The sequence below is a fragment of the Acinetobacter sp. YH12226 genome (genome assembly GCF_013417805.1).
Classification (GTDB): Bacteria; Pseudomonadota; Gammaproteobacteria; order Pseudomonadales; family Moraxellaceae; genus Acinetobacter.
On sequence record NZ_VPDG01000003.1, the window covers coordinates 121,291 to 136,646 of the forward strand.

Annotated in this window: 10 protein-coding genes; 9 read left to right on the forward strand and 1 reads right to left on the reverse strand. The window is 44.6% G+C overall.

Features of this window, described 5'->3' with window-relative positions; genetic code table 11:
• Positions 1 to 7: 7 nt before the first annotated feature.
• Entirely contained in the window at positions 8 to 2,533 is a 2,526-nt protein-coding gene (ponA, locus tag FTV08_RS04985) for a penicillin-binding protein PBP1a (protein WP_180086804.1), read from the reverse strand.
• 165 nt (positions 2,534 to 2,698) lie between these two features.
• Here ponA and FTV08_RS04990 point away from each other — a divergent pair, with 165 nt between their 5' ends.
• The 9 genes from FTV08_RS04990 (at position 2,699) to gltB (ending at position 15,334) form a co-directional block, all read left to right on the forward strand.
• A complete protein-coding gene (locus tag FTV08_RS04990; protein WP_004644949.1) occupies positions 2,699 to 3,757 on the forward strand; it encodes a pilus assembly protein PilM in 1,059 nt (352 codons plus the stop codon).
• On the forward strand, positions 3,757 to 4,395 hold the full coding sequence (locus tag FTV08_RS04995) for a PilN domain-containing protein (RefSeq protein WP_004281141.1): 639 nt from the start codon (positions 3,757 to 3,759) through the stop codon (positions 4,393 to 4,395). Before FTV08_RS04990 ends, FTV08_RS04995 begins: the two co-directional genes overlap by 1 nt.
• Positions 4,392 to 5,114 carry a type 4a pilus biogenesis protein PilO gene (locus FTV08_RS05000; RefSeq protein WP_180086805.1) on the forward strand — a complete coding sequence of 241 codons (723 nt, stop codon included), beginning with the start codon at positions 4,392 to 4,394 and terminating at the stop codon, positions 5,112 to 5,114. The genes FTV08_RS04995 and FTV08_RS05000 overlap by 4 nt, the downstream gene beginning before the upstream one ends.
• Complete coding sequence (locus FTV08_RS05005) at positions 5,114 to 5,641, forward strand: pilus assembly protein PilP (protein WP_004732447.1); 528 nt, start codon at positions 5,114 to 5,116, stop codon at positions 5,639 to 5,641. The genes FTV08_RS05000 and FTV08_RS05005 overlap by 1 nt, the downstream gene beginning before the upstream one ends.
• 62 nt (positions 5,642 to 5,703) lie before the next feature.
• Positions 5,704 to 7,839, forward strand: coding sequence for a type IV pilus secretin PilQ (gene pilQ / locus FTV08_RS05010; protein ID WP_373687388.1), 2,136 nt, complete (start codon positions 5,704 to 5,706; stop codon positions 7,837 to 7,839).
• A gap of 36 nt (positions 7,840 to 7,875) precedes the next feature.
• Positions 7,876 to 8,412, forward strand: a complete 537-nt coding sequence (gene aroK, locus FTV08_RS05015; protein WP_005101380.1) for a shikimate kinase AroK — start codon at positions 7,876 to 7,878, stop codon at positions 8,410 to 8,412.
• A 28-nt stretch (positions 8,413 to 8,440) separates the two neighbouring features.
• Positions 8,441 to 9,520 (forward strand): 3-dehydroquinate synthase, encoded by a 1,080-nt coding sequence (gene aroB / locus FTV08_RS05020; protein ID WP_180086807.1) that lies wholly within the window; start codon positions 8,441 to 8,443, stop codon positions 9,518 to 9,520.
• A gap of 10 nt (positions 9,521 to 9,530) precedes the next feature.
• Complete coding sequence (locus FTV08_RS05025) at positions 9,531 to 10,409, forward strand: hypothetical protein (protein ID WP_180086808.1); 879 nt, start codon at positions 9,531 to 9,533, stop codon at positions 10,407 to 10,409.
• 449 nt (positions 10,410 to 10,858) lie between these two features.
• Complete coding sequence (gene gltB, locus FTV08_RS05030) at positions 10,859 to 15,334, forward strand: glutamate synthase large subunit (RefSeq protein WP_180086871.1); 4,476 nt, start codon at positions 10,859 to 10,861, stop codon at positions 15,332 to 15,334.
• Positions 15,335 to 15,356: the final 22 nt, after the last annotated feature.

Genomic DNA, 15,356 nt, shown 5'->3' on the forward strand with positions numbered 1-15,356 from the left:
CTTCAGATTACTGGACTTCTTCGATCAGATTTTCCAGTGAGTCTACCCGGTTTGGCTGAAGAGGCTGTTCTTGAGGTGAAGAACCTTCATCATCTGGTAAACGAATCGGTTGATCCGGTAAATCCTCAAAGTCAGTTTCTGTACGTTTCGGGACGACCACAGGTGCAGGACGGTAAAGCGCTGTCGCCAGAGGCGGAGAAGACGGATCATTCTGTGCTTCATCAGCCTGAACCCCCTTGTTGCGATTTACCGGTGCCTTGGCATTGCGGTCTAAACGTACCCATGCTTCCGGCTGGCCTTTTAATGCCTTGCCCATAAAATCGGTCCAGATCGGTAGAGCTGCCACACCACCATATTCACGGCGACCTAAAGTGGTTGGCTGATCAAAGCCTACCCAGGTCACGGTGACTAACTTACCATTGAAACCTGCAAACCAGGCGTCTTTGGCATCATTAGTGGTACCGGTCTTCCCGCCGATATCACCACGACCAATTCTTAATGCAGCACGGCCAGTACCATGCTGAATCACATCACGCAAAATGTTGGCCATGTCATAGGCAGAGCTGGATTTTAAAATACGCTGTGCCTGACGATAATTACTGTCTTCGGCAGAGACTTTAGGTGCAGGCTGTTTTTGCTCTAAAGTTGTATTGTTAATTGCAATTGCTTCGTCATCTGCGGTAATAGGGTCAGTGGCTTGAACTGTTTCTTCTTTTTCATTAATACATGAAATACAGGCATATTCAGGCTTGGCTTCAAAGATGGTATTGCCATAGGCATCTTCAATACGGGTAATAAAGTGCGGTTGGATTCGGTAACCGCCATTGGCAAAGGTAGCATAGCCAGTCGCCATCTGAATCGGGAGGACCTGCGGGGTGCCTAATGCAATAGTATAGTTACGTGGAATCTGACTGTCTTGTAAACCAAAATCCATGAATAACTGACGTGTACGTTCAATCCCGACGGCCTGTAATAAGCGCACTGAGACTGTATTACGTGACAGATAAAGTGCACGACGTAGGGGGATCATGCCCAGATAACGGCCATCCGAGTTACGTGGCGTCCATTTGCCAATGGTAATGGGTGCATCATTGACCATAGTATGCGGCGTCATGCCACGTTCTAAAGCCAGGGCATAAACAAAAGGCTTAATGGTAGAGCCGGGTTGACGCCAGCCTTGGATTGCACGGTTAAATTTCGACTGATAAAAGTTATATCCCCCGACAATGGCTTCAATCGCACCATTATTTGGATTGATGGCAATCAATTGTCCTTGCACATTGGGGATCTGCACCAATGACCAAGAGGTTTTATTTTCATTGGGTCTTAAGCGAACAATGTCTTTGACTTTGACAATCTCGGATGCTTTGCTCGGTGCACCACCTACACTGTTAACGTTTCGAAAGCGACGCGCCCAGGACATACCTGACCAGGGAACAGTCACGCTGCTTCCATCCTGCATGAGTGCTTCAAAACTGGAATTACCCACCTGAGTTACTTGCGCAGGATAGGTGTTGGCATAGGCACGGAACTTGTCGAGGGGTTGATCATGTGCTTCAGCACCACGCCAGCCATGTCGACGGTCATAAGCCTCTAAACCTTCTTGTACCGCTTGCTCCGCATAGGCCTGACGTTCACTATGGATGGTGGTATAAACTTTATAACCAGAATCTACCGCCTGTTCACCAAAGTTTTGTACCAGTTCAGAACGCACCATTTCACCGACATAAGGGAATTTGTTTCGGGTGCTCCGGTCAGGCATATCCAGATTAACCGGTTCAGCAATGGCTTGCTGATACTGGCTCTGGTTCAAATAGCCTAGTTGTAGCATACGACCCAAAATCCAGTTACGACGTTCCAAGGCACGTTTGGGATTGGCGACCGGATTATATCGAGAAGGTGCTTTAGGTAGGCCAGAGATCATGGCCATTTGTGCAATTGAAAGTTCTTCTAAGCTCTTGTTATAGTAAATTTTAGCTGCTGCTGCGATGCCGTAAGCATTTTTCCCCAGGAAAATTTTATTGACATACAGGGTCAGAATTTCTTCTTTACTTAAGTTTTGCTCAATTTTACGGGCCAGAAAAATTTCAGTCAGTTTACGCTTCAGCGTCCGTTCAGGACTAAGGTAATAGTTTTTTGCCACTTGCATAGTAATGGTCGAACCACCGGTCTGTATATCCGAGCCGGTCACCGTCTCACTGAGTGCGCGTCCCAAGCTTTTAAAGCTGATGCCGCTATGCTCAAAAAAGCTGGAATCTTCAGCGGCGAGGAAAGCATGAATAAACTCGGGCGGAATTTGTTCATATTTCACAGGAACAGAAAGCTTGCCTCCATATTCGGCAATTAATTTATTATCCGAACTAAAAACTTGTAAAGGCTTTAATAAAGGGGCCTTTTTAAGCGTAGACATTTCAGGCAAAGATGGGGCAATATAGAGATACATGCCATAGAAACCCATCGGAATTGAGATCAGTATAATGATAATGATCAAAAAAAATGGATGAACAAGGCCTGAACAAGATAGCTTTTTCATAACAAGTAAGTTTTAATAAGAGCTAATGGCGAACTAATTACCGGTCAGTATATCCTGTCGATATCCATATTGTTAGATGAGTTATTGTATCTATATAAAATTATAGACTGGACCAATTGGTAAGTTAGATTGAATTGGGGACAAAAAAATAATAGGAAGTATATTGTGCGCAGGTTATATCGTAAACCAAATAAGGGGTTAATAGGAGTCGATATTAGTTCGACTTCTGTTAAGGTTTTAGAACTTTCTGTAAAAAGTGGCCGTTACTGGGTAGAGAGCTATGCTTTGATCCCATTATCGGAAAACAGTGTTGTTGAAAAAAACATCTTAAACCCAGAAGCTGTCGCTGATGCCCTTGGGCGTGCAATTAATTTGGGTAATACCCAGTCGAATCAGGCCGCTTTTGCGATTCCAACTTCAATGGTCATCACCAAAATCATTGAGATGGATGCAGACATGTCGGATGATGAACGTGAAGTTCAGATTCGTGAAGATGCGGAACAATATATTCCTTTTCCACTCGATGAAGCGAGTCTGGACTTTGAAGTTCTGCCAGACCGCCTTTCCAATCCGAACCGGGTCAATGTGCTGCTGGTCGCGACACGGATCGAAAATGTCGAAGCACGTTCTGAAGTTTTAGAGATTAGCAGTCTAACGCCTAAGATTGCAGATGTAGAAAGTTTTGCGCTGGAAAATGCCTTTAAGGTATTTTCGGACACTTTGCCGATGGGGGTCAATACGGTTGGTATTTTAGACATTGGTCATAGTATGACGACCTTGTCGGTGATGCAGAACAACAAGATTATTTATACCCGTGAGCAGGTGTTTGGTGGCAAGCAATTGACTCAGGAAATTCAGAATCGTTATGGATTGTCTTTTGAAGAAGCTGGACGTGCTAAAAAAACCCGTGCCTTGCCGGATGATTATGATATTGAAGTGCTAGAACCATTTCTGGATGCCGTCGTACAACAGGCAGCCCGTTCATTGCAGTTCTTCTTTTCATCTTCTCAGTTTAATGAGATTGACCATATTTTACTGGCCGGCGGGAATGCCAATATTCCAGGTCTGGCAAAATTATTACAACAAAAACTCGGTTACCGTGTCACGATCGCGAATCCATTTTTGCAAATGGGCTTTTCTCCTCAAATTGATATTAAAAAAATTGAAAATGACGCGTCATCACTCATGGTTGCATGCGGTTTGGCATTAAGGAGTTTTGATTAATGGCAAGAATTAACTTACTTCCTTGGCGTGATGAGCTAAGAATTAAAAGAAATAATGAATTCGTGGCAATCTGCGTGGGGGCGCTGTTCTTAGGATTAGCAGCAGCAGGTTCTACCTGGTTTTATTATGATCACAAGCTTCAGGATCAGGAACAGGCCAATCAGCTGATTCAAAGTACCAACCAGAATCTGGATGTGCAGTTAAAGGCGCTTGAAGGTTTACAAGAACAGCGTAATGCAATTGTTGAACGGATGAAACTGATTCAGGGTCTACAAACCCAACGTCCGATTGCAGTGCATCTGATTGATGAAATTGTGCGGGTGACCCCAAGCAATATGTATATCACCAAATTCCAGCGTATCGGTGATAAGTTTACCATTGAAGGTCGAGCTGAGAGTCCAAATACGGTAGCAGAACTGCTCCGTAATCTGGAAGCTTCATCTTGGTATCGGAATGCCTTTATGAATGCCTTCCTGGTGGCTGAAGAAGCAAAAGAAAAGGCACCGAGCTCGATTATTCCACGTGTGGAAGAATCTTATGGCAGTTTTACTGTAACTGTGGATCTGGATCAGATCGCTCAGCCAGTACTTAACGAAGAACAACAAGCAGTCGCTACAACTACGGGGGCATCATCATGAGTAATGAAGAATTCGATGAGTTCGGCCAAGATGTCGTCGCTGTACCCAAAAATAAAATGACTGTTGAAAAGTTTTTTCAGCAATTCAATACATTAGATCCAAATAACTATGGAAGTTGGCCTTTATCGGTCAAAATTACCTGCTGGATTTTTATTGCCGCGCTGGCATTTGCGGTGATTTATTTTGTCATGATCAGAAGCACGATTGAATCGATTTCACAAGCCAGTGCTCAAGAACAAAACCTGCTGAATGAATTCCGTGAAAAAGAATCCAAATTACGCAACTTACAACAATATCAAATCCAGCTTCAGGAAATGGAAGCCCGTTTTAACCAGCAGTTAGAACAGTTGCCGAAAGAAACTGAAATTCCAGGTCTGGTTGAAGATATTAACCTGAGCGGTGTGAATTCAGGCCTGAAGTTTAAAAATATTCGTCTAGAGCCTGAAATTAAACAAGAATTCTTTATTGAACAGCCGATTGCAATTGAAGCGACTGGGGATTATCACGCTTTTGGCTCTTTTGTCAGCAGTATTGCCGGCTTGTCGCGTATTGTAACGCTGCATGATTTCACCATTACCGGTACTGAAAATAAAGAGAAAAAATCTGAAATTCCAGTCATTGATTATGTGGTAAAAGCCAAAACTTACCGTTATGTCGGTAATGCTGAAGGTGCTGCAGCACAGCCTGAAGCTAATAGTACTACTCAGGGGGCGCAGTAATGAAGAACATTAAAATTACTTCAGCTTTAACACTTGGGTTTTTATTGTTGGGATGCGATTCACGCATTGATGCAGTCAATCAGGAAATGGCTAATATTCGTAATCAGCCACCTTTGCCAATTGAACCGGCTCCTGATTTTATGCCAGTTGAAACCTTCAACTATGCAGCACATCAGATCAAAAGCCCTTTTTTACCAAGCTCTCTGGCTGCTGAACTGAAAATTATGGCGGGGAAACGGGTTTATCCAAACCTATCACGTCAACTGCAACCGCTAGAAAGTTATCCGCTCGAAACATTGACCATGAAAGGCAGTATGCGCAATCAGGCAGGACAAATTCTGGCTTTAATCCAGACGCCTGATGGTGAGGTTGAGCGGATTCAACGTGGTAGCTATATGGGACTTAATCATGGTCGTGTGGTTGGAATTACACCAACACAAATCGATTTGATTGAGATTATTCCAGATGGCCGTGAGGGATATGTGGAACGTCCGCGAAGTTTGGTTCTTATCGGGCCGGCGCCATAAGTTTTAAAGGAATAACAATGAATAAGAGTATTAAAGAATTTATTTTTGGGGATGTTAATACAATGAATCGTGTGTTTCGTCAGTTTTCCATGGGTGCTGTTGCGATTGCGGTGATGCAAGCGGCTAGTGCACAGGTTTCAATGACCAATGTAGTACCCATGCAGCTTCCTGGACAAGGAACTGAGATTCGGGTGATGTTCAATGGTTTGCCACCACAACCACAGGCCTACCAATTAGAATCACCGTCACGTTTAATTCTGGACTTTGACAAGGCACAACAGAATTTAAAACAAAGCAGTATTCCGGTGGCAACACGTGAAGCCAGTTCAGTGGATGTCACTTCGGATGCTCAGCGGGCACGTCTGACGGTAAACTTGACCGAGGCAGGAGCCTTTACGACTCGCGTGGAAGGTAATACCTTTATTCTTAAAATTAACTCGGCAACTCCTGTAGCCATAGCTCAACCTGTGCAGCAACAGTCAGCTCAGGGTATCAGTAATATTGGTTTCCAGCGCGGTGCGCAAGGTGAAGGCCAGGTCGTTATTGATCTGCTAGGAAATAATACTCCTGTTGATGTACAGCAGCAGGGTACCAAGGTTATTGTGCGCACTTTAGGTTCCAAGATTCCGGCTCATTTGACCCGTCGTCTAAATGTAAATGATTTTGCTACACCAGTTTCCAGTGTCGATGCCGTGAATCAAAATGGTTCTGGCGTGATTACGATTCAGTCTGCGGAAAGTTATGAATATATGGCTTACCAGACTGATAACAAGCTGACCATCAGTTTGAAACGTCCGGAAGCCAAGAGCCCATTACGTCCTAAAACAGTTGCTTATTCGGGTAAGAAAATTTCTTTAGATTTCCAGGATATTGAAGTCCGTCGTGTTTTACAGCTCTTGGCCGATTTTACCGATATCAATATGGTGGCCGCAGACAGTGTACAAGGCAATATTACTTTGCGCTTAAAAGAAGTGCCATGGGATCAGGCGCTGGATATCGTACTGAAAACCAAAAATCTGGATAAACGCCGCAATGGTAATGTGATCTGGATAGCACCAGTTGCAGAACTGATCAAGGCTGAAGAAGAAGAAGCTAAGGCTATTAAGCAGAGTGTTGCACTTGCTCCGATCCAAACTGAATATATGCAGCTGAGTTATGCTAAAGCCGCTGATATTGAGAAACTGATTACGCAGAATAAATCTGCACAAAACTCAACTAACTCGTCAAACAATTCCTCTAATACCGCGAATAGTGAAGATAAAGAAAGTTTATTAAGTTCGCGTGGATCTATTTCAATGGATACACGAACTAATACCATTATTGTGAATGATACTCAGCCTTTTATCGATAAAATCCGCAATATGGTAGACTTACTGGATGTGCAGGTGAAGCAGGTTATGGTTGAAGCGCGTATTGTGCGGGCAACGACTGATTTTACCAAAGAGATGGGGGTGAAATGGGGGATTCTGTCTCAAGGGGTTACAAATAATAATCATCTTCTTGTCGGTGGTAGCGATACAACCTTATGGGATTTAAGAACCCCTGAGTTGGATGAAGAATTGGGTGGATGGAAGTATGACATCCAAAGACCAGATAATCTAAATGTGGACTTGGGTGTAACTAGTCCAGGTGCCAGCCGTATTGCCTTTGGTTTGATCAGCCTTTCTGATTTTATGTTGGATCTTGAGCTTTCTGCACTTCAGGCAGATGGCTATGGTGAGGTGATTTCTACACCTAAAGTACTCACTGCGGATAAGCAGAAAGCAACTGTTGCCTCTGGTTCTCAAATTCCGTATCAGTCAGCAGAGGGTGGTGGTGCGAATGCAGTATCTACTACGGAATTTATTGATGCTACGCTAAGTCTGGATGTCACCCCAAGCATTACGCCAGATGGCAAAGTACAGATGGAACTCAATATTACCAGTAACTCACCGGGTAATCCGACACCGACTGGACAGTTGACTATTAACAAAAACCAGATCACTACCAATGTTTTAGTAGATAATGGTGAAACCGTGGTTCTGGGCGGTATTTTTGAGCAGGAAACCCGTAATGGACAAACCAAGGTACCATTTTTGGGGGATATTCCTTATGTAGGGCGTTTATTCCGTAAAGATTTAAAGTCGGATAACAAGCGTGAGCTTCTGATTTTCGTTACACCTCGAATTGTTAATGACAGTGTTTCAAGAAATCATTAATATATTTTGAATTTAACAAAACGAATAGGTGACTCCTTGCCAAGCAAAGAGTTTGAAACCCTACCAAATATTTATTTGGTAGGGCCGATGGGGGCCGGTAAAACAACAGTAGGACGACATCTCGCAGAATTGTTAGGACGTGAATTTCTAGACAGTGATCATGAAATTGAACGTAAAACAGGAGCGACCATTCCCTGGATTTTTGAAAAAGAAGGGGAGCAGGGGTTTCGTGACCGTGAAACTGCTGTCATTAATGACCTTACCTCACGTCCCCATCTGGTTTTAGCCACTGGTGGTGGGGCCATTACTCAGACCTTAAATCGGGATTATCTGAAACAGCGCGGAATTGTTGTCTATCTCTATACGCCGGTTGAAATTCAACTGCAACGTACCTATCGCGATAAAAACCGTCCCCTCCTCCAAGTCGAAAATCCGGAACAAAAGTTACGGGATTTATTGGCAGTCCGTGATCCCTTGTATCGGGAAGTGGCGCATCATATTATTGAGACCAATCAGGGTGCTGCACGAGATCTGGCGCAACGGATTCTCAATCTCATTACTTCTAAAAACTAAGTTCATTGAATAAAGTGGTTAATCAAGCATGCAAACCTTATATGTAGAACTCGGAGAACGTCGTTACCCTATTTTTATCGGGAGCGATCTGGATCCACAGGCCTTATTGGCACCCTATATTCATGGCAAGCAAGTAATGATTGTGAGCAATACTACGGTTGCACCACTTTATTTGCAGCGTTATCAAACGGCGATTGAGGCTCTAGACAAACGTGTTGCGACCTGCATTCTGCCTGATGGTGAAAAATATAAGGATAGCCAGCATCTGAACCTGATTTTTGATGCACTGCTTGAAGCCAGGTTTAATCGGGACTGTACTGTGCTTGCGTTGGGTGGGGGTGTGATTGGAGATATGGCCGGATTTGCTTCGGCCTGTTTCCAGCGCGGAGTGTATTTTATTCAGGTACCGACGACCTTGCTGTCGCAAGTAGATTCAAGTGTTGGTGGAAAAACCGGGATCAATCATCCACTCGGTAAAAACATGATTGGCGCTTTCCAGCAACCTCAAGTGGTACTGGCGGATATGTCGCAGCTTGCTACTTTGCCTGATCGAGAGCTTTCAGCAGGTTTGGCTGAAGTGATTAAATATGCGCTGCTAGGCGATGAGTCATTTCTGGTCTGGCTTGAAGATAATATGGATGCTCTGGCCGCTCGAGATGAACAGTTGCTTGCTGAAGCCGTTTACCGTTCCTGTGCGCATAAGGCGCGGATTGTAGCCAATGATGAGAAGGAGCAGGGGGAACGTGCTTTACTCAATTTAGGTCATACTTTTGGGCATGCGATTGAATCCTACCAGGGGTATGGTGTCTGGCTACATGGCGAGGCTGTTGCCACCGGTATGGTGATAGCTGCGGATCTGTCACAGCGTATGGGCTGGATTTCTCAAGAAGATTTAGAACGTACAAAAAAAATCATTTCTCGTGCCAAACTTCCTGTGGTTTGTCCTAAAATCCCTCTGGATGATTTTCTGGCCTATATGGCCCATGACAAAAAAGTCTTAAATGGACAATTGCGTCTGGTGTTATTAAAGCAATTAGGCGAAGCAGTGATTACCCGAGACTTTGATCTCGAGTTAATGAAACAGGCAATTTTAGCCAGTCAGGCATAGGTTTAGTTTTATGGCAGCATTACATACTCCTTGGCAAAAGATTCAGCATTATTTCTGGCTGGTCTGTGGTGTATGCTGCCTATTTGCTGCCTTAGTTTTTTGGGCGGTGACTGATTCAGATGATGTCGTCGAAATTGAAAAAAAGCCTGAAACTGAAGTTCAGTTGCAGATTCAACCAGAAAAAGTCGCCACAATGACCCATCTTGGTGCACTTTTTCAGGAAGTGAAACCACTGGACCTAAATACGCGTACCGTCGTGAATGCCAGTCATGAGCCGGAATTCCGTGGTACCAAATTTGTCAATGAAGCGAAAAACCAGCACGCCATTGAATTATTTCGTGTGACCAATGAAGCCATTTTAAAAAGTTTTCTTAAAAAACAGTCCGATCGTAAACCTTTTATTTATTTAAGAATCTCGGGTGAAAATCAGCCAGAACAGTATGTATTGTTATATGGTCAATATAAGACGGCGGCGCAAGCCAATCAGGCTTTATCTACACTGAAGTTAAATTTACCGCCCTCAGTCAAGCCTGAAGTTGTAGCAATGCAGCAATATGTCAGTCTGGTCAATAATCTGGGTTCAGAAGAATTGGCCAGTAATCAAAAGCTTTACGAAATTCGTTTGAAAAATGTGCCTTTGCCGAAAGTAGATGAATCGGTACGACTTAGACAGCAGCAAACTCAAACTGAGTCCAAGCCGCGTAGCTCTGATGCGGCGACTACCAGTACCACCATTGTGCGTCGTGATTCATCGGGAAATGTGGTCGATGTACAGAAATCTGAAAGTGCTGTAGAAAGTATACCTCAACCACAAAATAACAATAATCGACCTGCTCAGGGCAGTAATCCGCATCCTCAAAATAATGAGATTAGTGATCCATTTAATTAGTCCGGTCTAAAATAGCGCATCCAAAAAATTACAGAATTAAAAATGAGCGCTTTTGGTGCAAAAAATGCACATTAAAATTAACCCTTAGAGTGCTGTTCTGCGCTAAATCTTTGTCATCTGTATTGTTTTAATTTATGCGCTGTTTGTTGGCATGGAATTTGCTTTATTGGTGCATGAATTGAATTAATCTCCCTGTTTTAGCGCGAAAAATGATTCGATGACACCATATGAATGTCATATTTATTCCAGATTTTTATGTTATTCATGAGCAGAATAAACTTTATTTGTTATGCATTTAGTCTAAAAAAGGACTAGTCTGAAGAAATAAAGAAAAATAGTTTTGCTCTACCAAGACGGTCTTCGAAAGTCCATTAGACGCCAGCGCAGAGAAAAATTTAGATTGTTTAACAGCCTGTTGAGGCTTCGTGAAAGAAGGGTACGCTATGCACATGCCATCGCCTAACAATGTAGCTCCCGCTCAAGGTTTATACCAACCGGATGAGTTTAAAGATAACTGTGGTTTCGGTTTGATCGCCCATATGCAGGGTGATGCTAGCCATGATCTCGTCAAGACCGCGATTCATAGTTTGAGTTGTATGACCCATCGTGGTGGTATTGCCGCGGATGGCAAAACCGGGGATGGTTGTGGCTTGCTCTTGGCGATGCCGAAGAAATTTTTCCGTGAAGAAGCAAAACGCTTAAGTGATACCACTTTAAGTGAAGTGTTTGCTGTGGGGTCGGTGTTTCTAAATCTTGATCCGACACTTGCTGCACATGCCAAACAGGTTTTAAACAAAGAGATTGAAGCTGAAGGTTTAATCGTTTTGGCTTGGCGCGTGATTCCGACCAATGTCGATGCATTGGGTGAAATTGCATTGCAATCGATGCCGGCATTTGAACAGATTATTGTTAACTGTCCAATGGGTGTGACTGAGGTTGAATTTAACCGTAAGTTATTCCTGGCACGCCGTCGTGCAGAACAACTGTTGGTGAATGATACGTCTTTCTATGTCACTACTTTGTGCTCAACGGTGATCAGCTATAAAGGCTTGATGATGCCGGAAGCGATTGCAGATTTTTATACAGATCTGGCTGATCCACGTTTGGAATCACATATTGTGGTCTTCCATCAGCGCTTCTCGACCAATACCTTGCCACGCTGGCCTTTGGCACAACCGTTCCGTTACCTGGCACACAATGGTGAAATCAATACCATTACTGCGAATCGTAACTGGGCCATGGCGCGTGTACCAAAATTTGAAAATCCGTTATTACCGGGTTTAACTGAACTGAATCCAATTGTGAACCGTACCGGTTCAGATTCTTCAAGCCTGGATAACATGCTGGAGATTCTGGTTGGCGGTGGCATGGATCTGTTCCGTGCACTCCGTATGCTGGTTCCGCCTGCCTGGCAGAACGTGGAAACACTTGATGCTGATCTTCGTGCTTTCTATGAATTCAACTCAAAACATATGGAAGCTTGGGACGGTCCGGCTGGTCTGGTGATTCAGGATGGTCGTCATGCGATCTGTATGCTGGATCGCAACGGTCTGCGTCCTGCGCGTTGGGTGATTACCAAAAATGGCTATATCACGTTGGCGTCTGAAATTGGCGTATGGGGTTACCAACCTGAAGATGTGATTTCTAAAGGCCGTGTCGGCCCAGGCCAGATGCTGGTCATCGACACGCAGACTGGCAAGGTACTGGATACGCAAGATGTCAATAATCATCTGAAACGTATGCGTCCATACCGTGAATGGTTACGTGAAAATTCTGTGCGTTTGCAAGGCAGTCCAGAGCTGGAAGAATATTTATGTGATCAAGGCTTAAAAGGTGATGGCCTGAAAGCGGCACAAAAAATGTTCATGGTGACCTTTGAAGAGCGTGACCAGTTATTGCGTCCGATTGCTGAAAGCGGTCAGGAAGCTGTAGGTTCAATGGGTGATGATACCCCAATGGCAGTATTGTCTCGTCAGGTGCGCCATGTGTCGGATTATTTCCGCCAGCAGTTTGCACAGGTGACCAACCCGCCGATCGATCCGCTACGTGAATCGATTGTGATGTCACTGGAAACCTGTTTAGGTCGTGAACAAAACGTCTTTGAGCAAGGGCCTGAGCATGCAGACCGCTTGATCATTTCCAGTCCTGTACTTTCTAATTCGAAAATGCATCAGATCCGTACGCTGGGTCGTGCCGGTTATGAAATTGCAGATATTGACTTGAACTATGCGGAAACCGAAGGTCTGGAAGCAGCGATTGCGCGTATTTGTGAAGAATCTGCACAAGCCATTCGTGATGGTAAAACCTTACTAGTGCTTTCCGACAAGAAAATCCGTGAAGGTTACTTGCCTGCCAATGCCTTTATGATCACCGGTGCGGTGCATCATCACCTGATCAAGACTGGTTTGCGTACCGATGCCAATCTGATTGTTGAAACCGGTTTTGCCCGTGATCCACATCAGTTTGCAGTGCTACTTGGTTTTGGTGCAACGGCAATCTATCCATATCTTGCTTATGACGTGATCAATGATCTGGTTGCCAAAGGTGAGTTATTGGGTGATCCGATTTATGCACAAAACAATTTCCGTAAGGGGATTGAAAAAGGTCTACTGAAAGTTCTTTCGAAGATGGGTATTTCTACGGTTGCTTCTTATCGTGGTGGTCAGTTGTTTGAAGCAGTGGGTTTATCTAATGAAGTGGTGGATAAATGCTTCATCGGTGTGCCAAGCCGTATTCAGGGTGCCACTTTTGTCGATCTTGAAAATGACCAGAAACAGTTGGCGGATATTGCCTGGAAAAACCGTAAACCAATTGATCAGGGCGGCTTGCTGAAATTTGTATTCGGCAAGGAATACCATGCCTTTAACCCGGATGTAATCAACTCGCTACATAAAGCAGTACGTTCGGGTAATTATGCAGACTTTAAAGAATATGCAGAACTGGTGAACAACCGTCCGATCGCAACGATCCGTGACTTATTTAAACTGAAAACAGACAACTCGATTCCAGTCGAACAAGTGGAATCTGTGGAAGAGATCCTACCTCGCTTTGACTCTGCCGGCATGTCTTTGGGTGCACTGTCCCCTGAAGCACATGAAGCGATTGCGATTGCCATGAACACGATTGGTGGTCGTTCAAACTCGGGTGAGGGCGGTGAAGATCCAGCGCGTTACGGTACTATCCGCAACTCGAAAATCAAACAAATTGCATCGGGCCGTTTTGGTGTGACGCCTGCTTATTTAACATCAGCAGAAGTTCTTCAAATTAAAGTCGCGCAAGGTGCAAAACCAGGTGAAGGTGGTCAGTTGCCGGGTGGTAAAGTGAATGGTCTCATTGCCCGTTTACGTTACTCTGTACCGGGCGTTACCCTGATTTCGCCACCTCCGCATCACGACATCTATTCAATTGAAGATTTATCACAGTTGATCTTTGATTTAAAACAGGTTAACCCACAGGCGATGGTGTCAGTTAAGCTGGTTTCTGAACCGGGTGTCGGTACGATTGCGGCAGGTGTAGCGAAAGCGTATGCCGATTTCATTACCATTTCTGGTTATGATGGCGGGACAGCGGCTTCTCCACTTTCTTCAATTCATCATGCAGGTTCACCGTGGGAACTTGGTCTTTCTGAGGCGCATCAGGCCCTTCGTGTCAATGACCTGCGTGGTAAAGTTCGCGTACAGACAGATGGCGGTTTAAAAACCGGTCTGGATGTCGTAAAAGCAGCAATTCTGGGTGCAGAAAGCTTCGGCTTTGGTTCAACCCCAATGATTGCCTTGGGTTGTAAATACCTGCGTATCTGCCACTTGAATAACTGTGCAACCGGTGTAGCAACCCAGCAAGATCATTTACGTCAAGAGCATTATATTGGCGAGCCACAAATGCTGATCAACTTCTTCACCTTTATTGCTGAAGAAACCCGTGAATGGCTGGCAGCACTTGGGGTATCGAGTCTGAAAGACCTGATTGGCCGTACGGATCTGCTGGAAGTTTTGCCGGGTGAAACTGAAAAGCATGCACATCTTGATTTAAGCAAATTGCTGGAGTCGCATCCTGCTGCAGAAGGTAAAGCACAGTACTGCGAAGTACAGGGCAATGCGCCATTTGATAAAGGCATTCTGGCTGAAAAGATGGTAGATGAGATTCTGCCTGCGATTGAAGCGGGAACTGGCGGTGAATATAGCTTTACGATCGGTAACTGTGACCGTTCGATTGGTGCCCGTCTATCTGGTGAAATTGCGAAACGCTATGGCAACCTGAGCATGGAGGCCCATCCGGTGAAAGTTCACCTGAATGGTACTGCGGGTCAGTCGCTGGGTGTCTGGAATGCCGGTGGTCTGCATATCAGCCTGGAAGGCGATGCCAATGACTATGTCGGTAAAGGCATGGCTGGTGGTCGTATCTCGATTTTCCCGCCAAAAGGTTCACCATTCCAGACGCAAAATACCGCGATTATTGGTAATACCTGTTTGTACGGTGCGACTGGCGGTAAGCTATATGCAGCGGGTACAGCAGGCGAGCGTTTTGCAGTACGTAACTCGGGTGCATTTACCGTGATTGAAGGTGCAGGTGATCACTGCTGTGAATATATGACAGGTGGTATCGTGACGGTACTGGGTAAAGTTGGGCATAACTTCGGTGCAGGTATGACGGGTGGTTTTGCTTATGTACTTGATCTGGATAATGACTTCGTTGATCATTATAACCATGAGCTGATTGAGCTGAATCGTATTTCAACCGAAGCGATGGAAGAGCACAAAGCCTTCCTGGGTCGTATCCTGGATGAACATATTAAAGAAACGGGTAGTGCTTGGGCGTACAAGATCCGCCATGAGTTTGACTTCTACAGCCGCAAGTTCTGGTTGGTAAAACCAAAAGCAGCCAACTTGCAAACGCTGTTAAAAACAACTCAAGCTGATCCACAATAATTCCACTACTGCAGAAACATAG

Coding starts and splice junctions, on each gene's coding strand:
- ponA (WP_180086804.1), bottom strand. CDS start 2,533: ATGAAAAAGCTATCTTGTTCAGGCCTTGTTCATCCATTTTTTTTGATC.
- FTV08_RS04995 (WP_004281141.1), top strand. CDS start 3,757: ATGGCAAGAATTAACTTACTTCCTTGGCGTGATGAGCTAAGAATTAAA.
- FTV08_RS05000 (WP_180086805.1), top strand. CDS start 4,392: ATGAGTAATGAAGAATTCGATGAGTTCGGCCAAGATGTCGTCGCTGTA.
- FTV08_RS05005 (WP_004732447.1), top strand. CDS start 5,114: ATGAAGAACATTAAAATTACTTCAGCTTTAACACTTGGGTTTTTATTG.
- pilQ (WP_373687388.1), top strand. CDS start 5,704: ATGAATCGTGTGTTTCGTCAGTTTTCCATGGGTGCTGTTGCGATTGCG.
- aroB (WP_180086807.1), top strand. CDS start 8,441: ATGCAAACCTTATATGTAGAACTCGGAGAACGTCGTTACCCTATTTTT.
- FTV08_RS05025 (WP_180086808.1), top strand. CDS start 9,531: ATGGCAGCATTACATACTCCTTGGCAAAAGATTCAGCATTATTTCTGG.
- gltB (WP_180086871.1), top strand. CDS start 10,859: ATGCCATCGCCTAACAATGTAGCTCCCGCTCAAGGTTTATACCAACCG.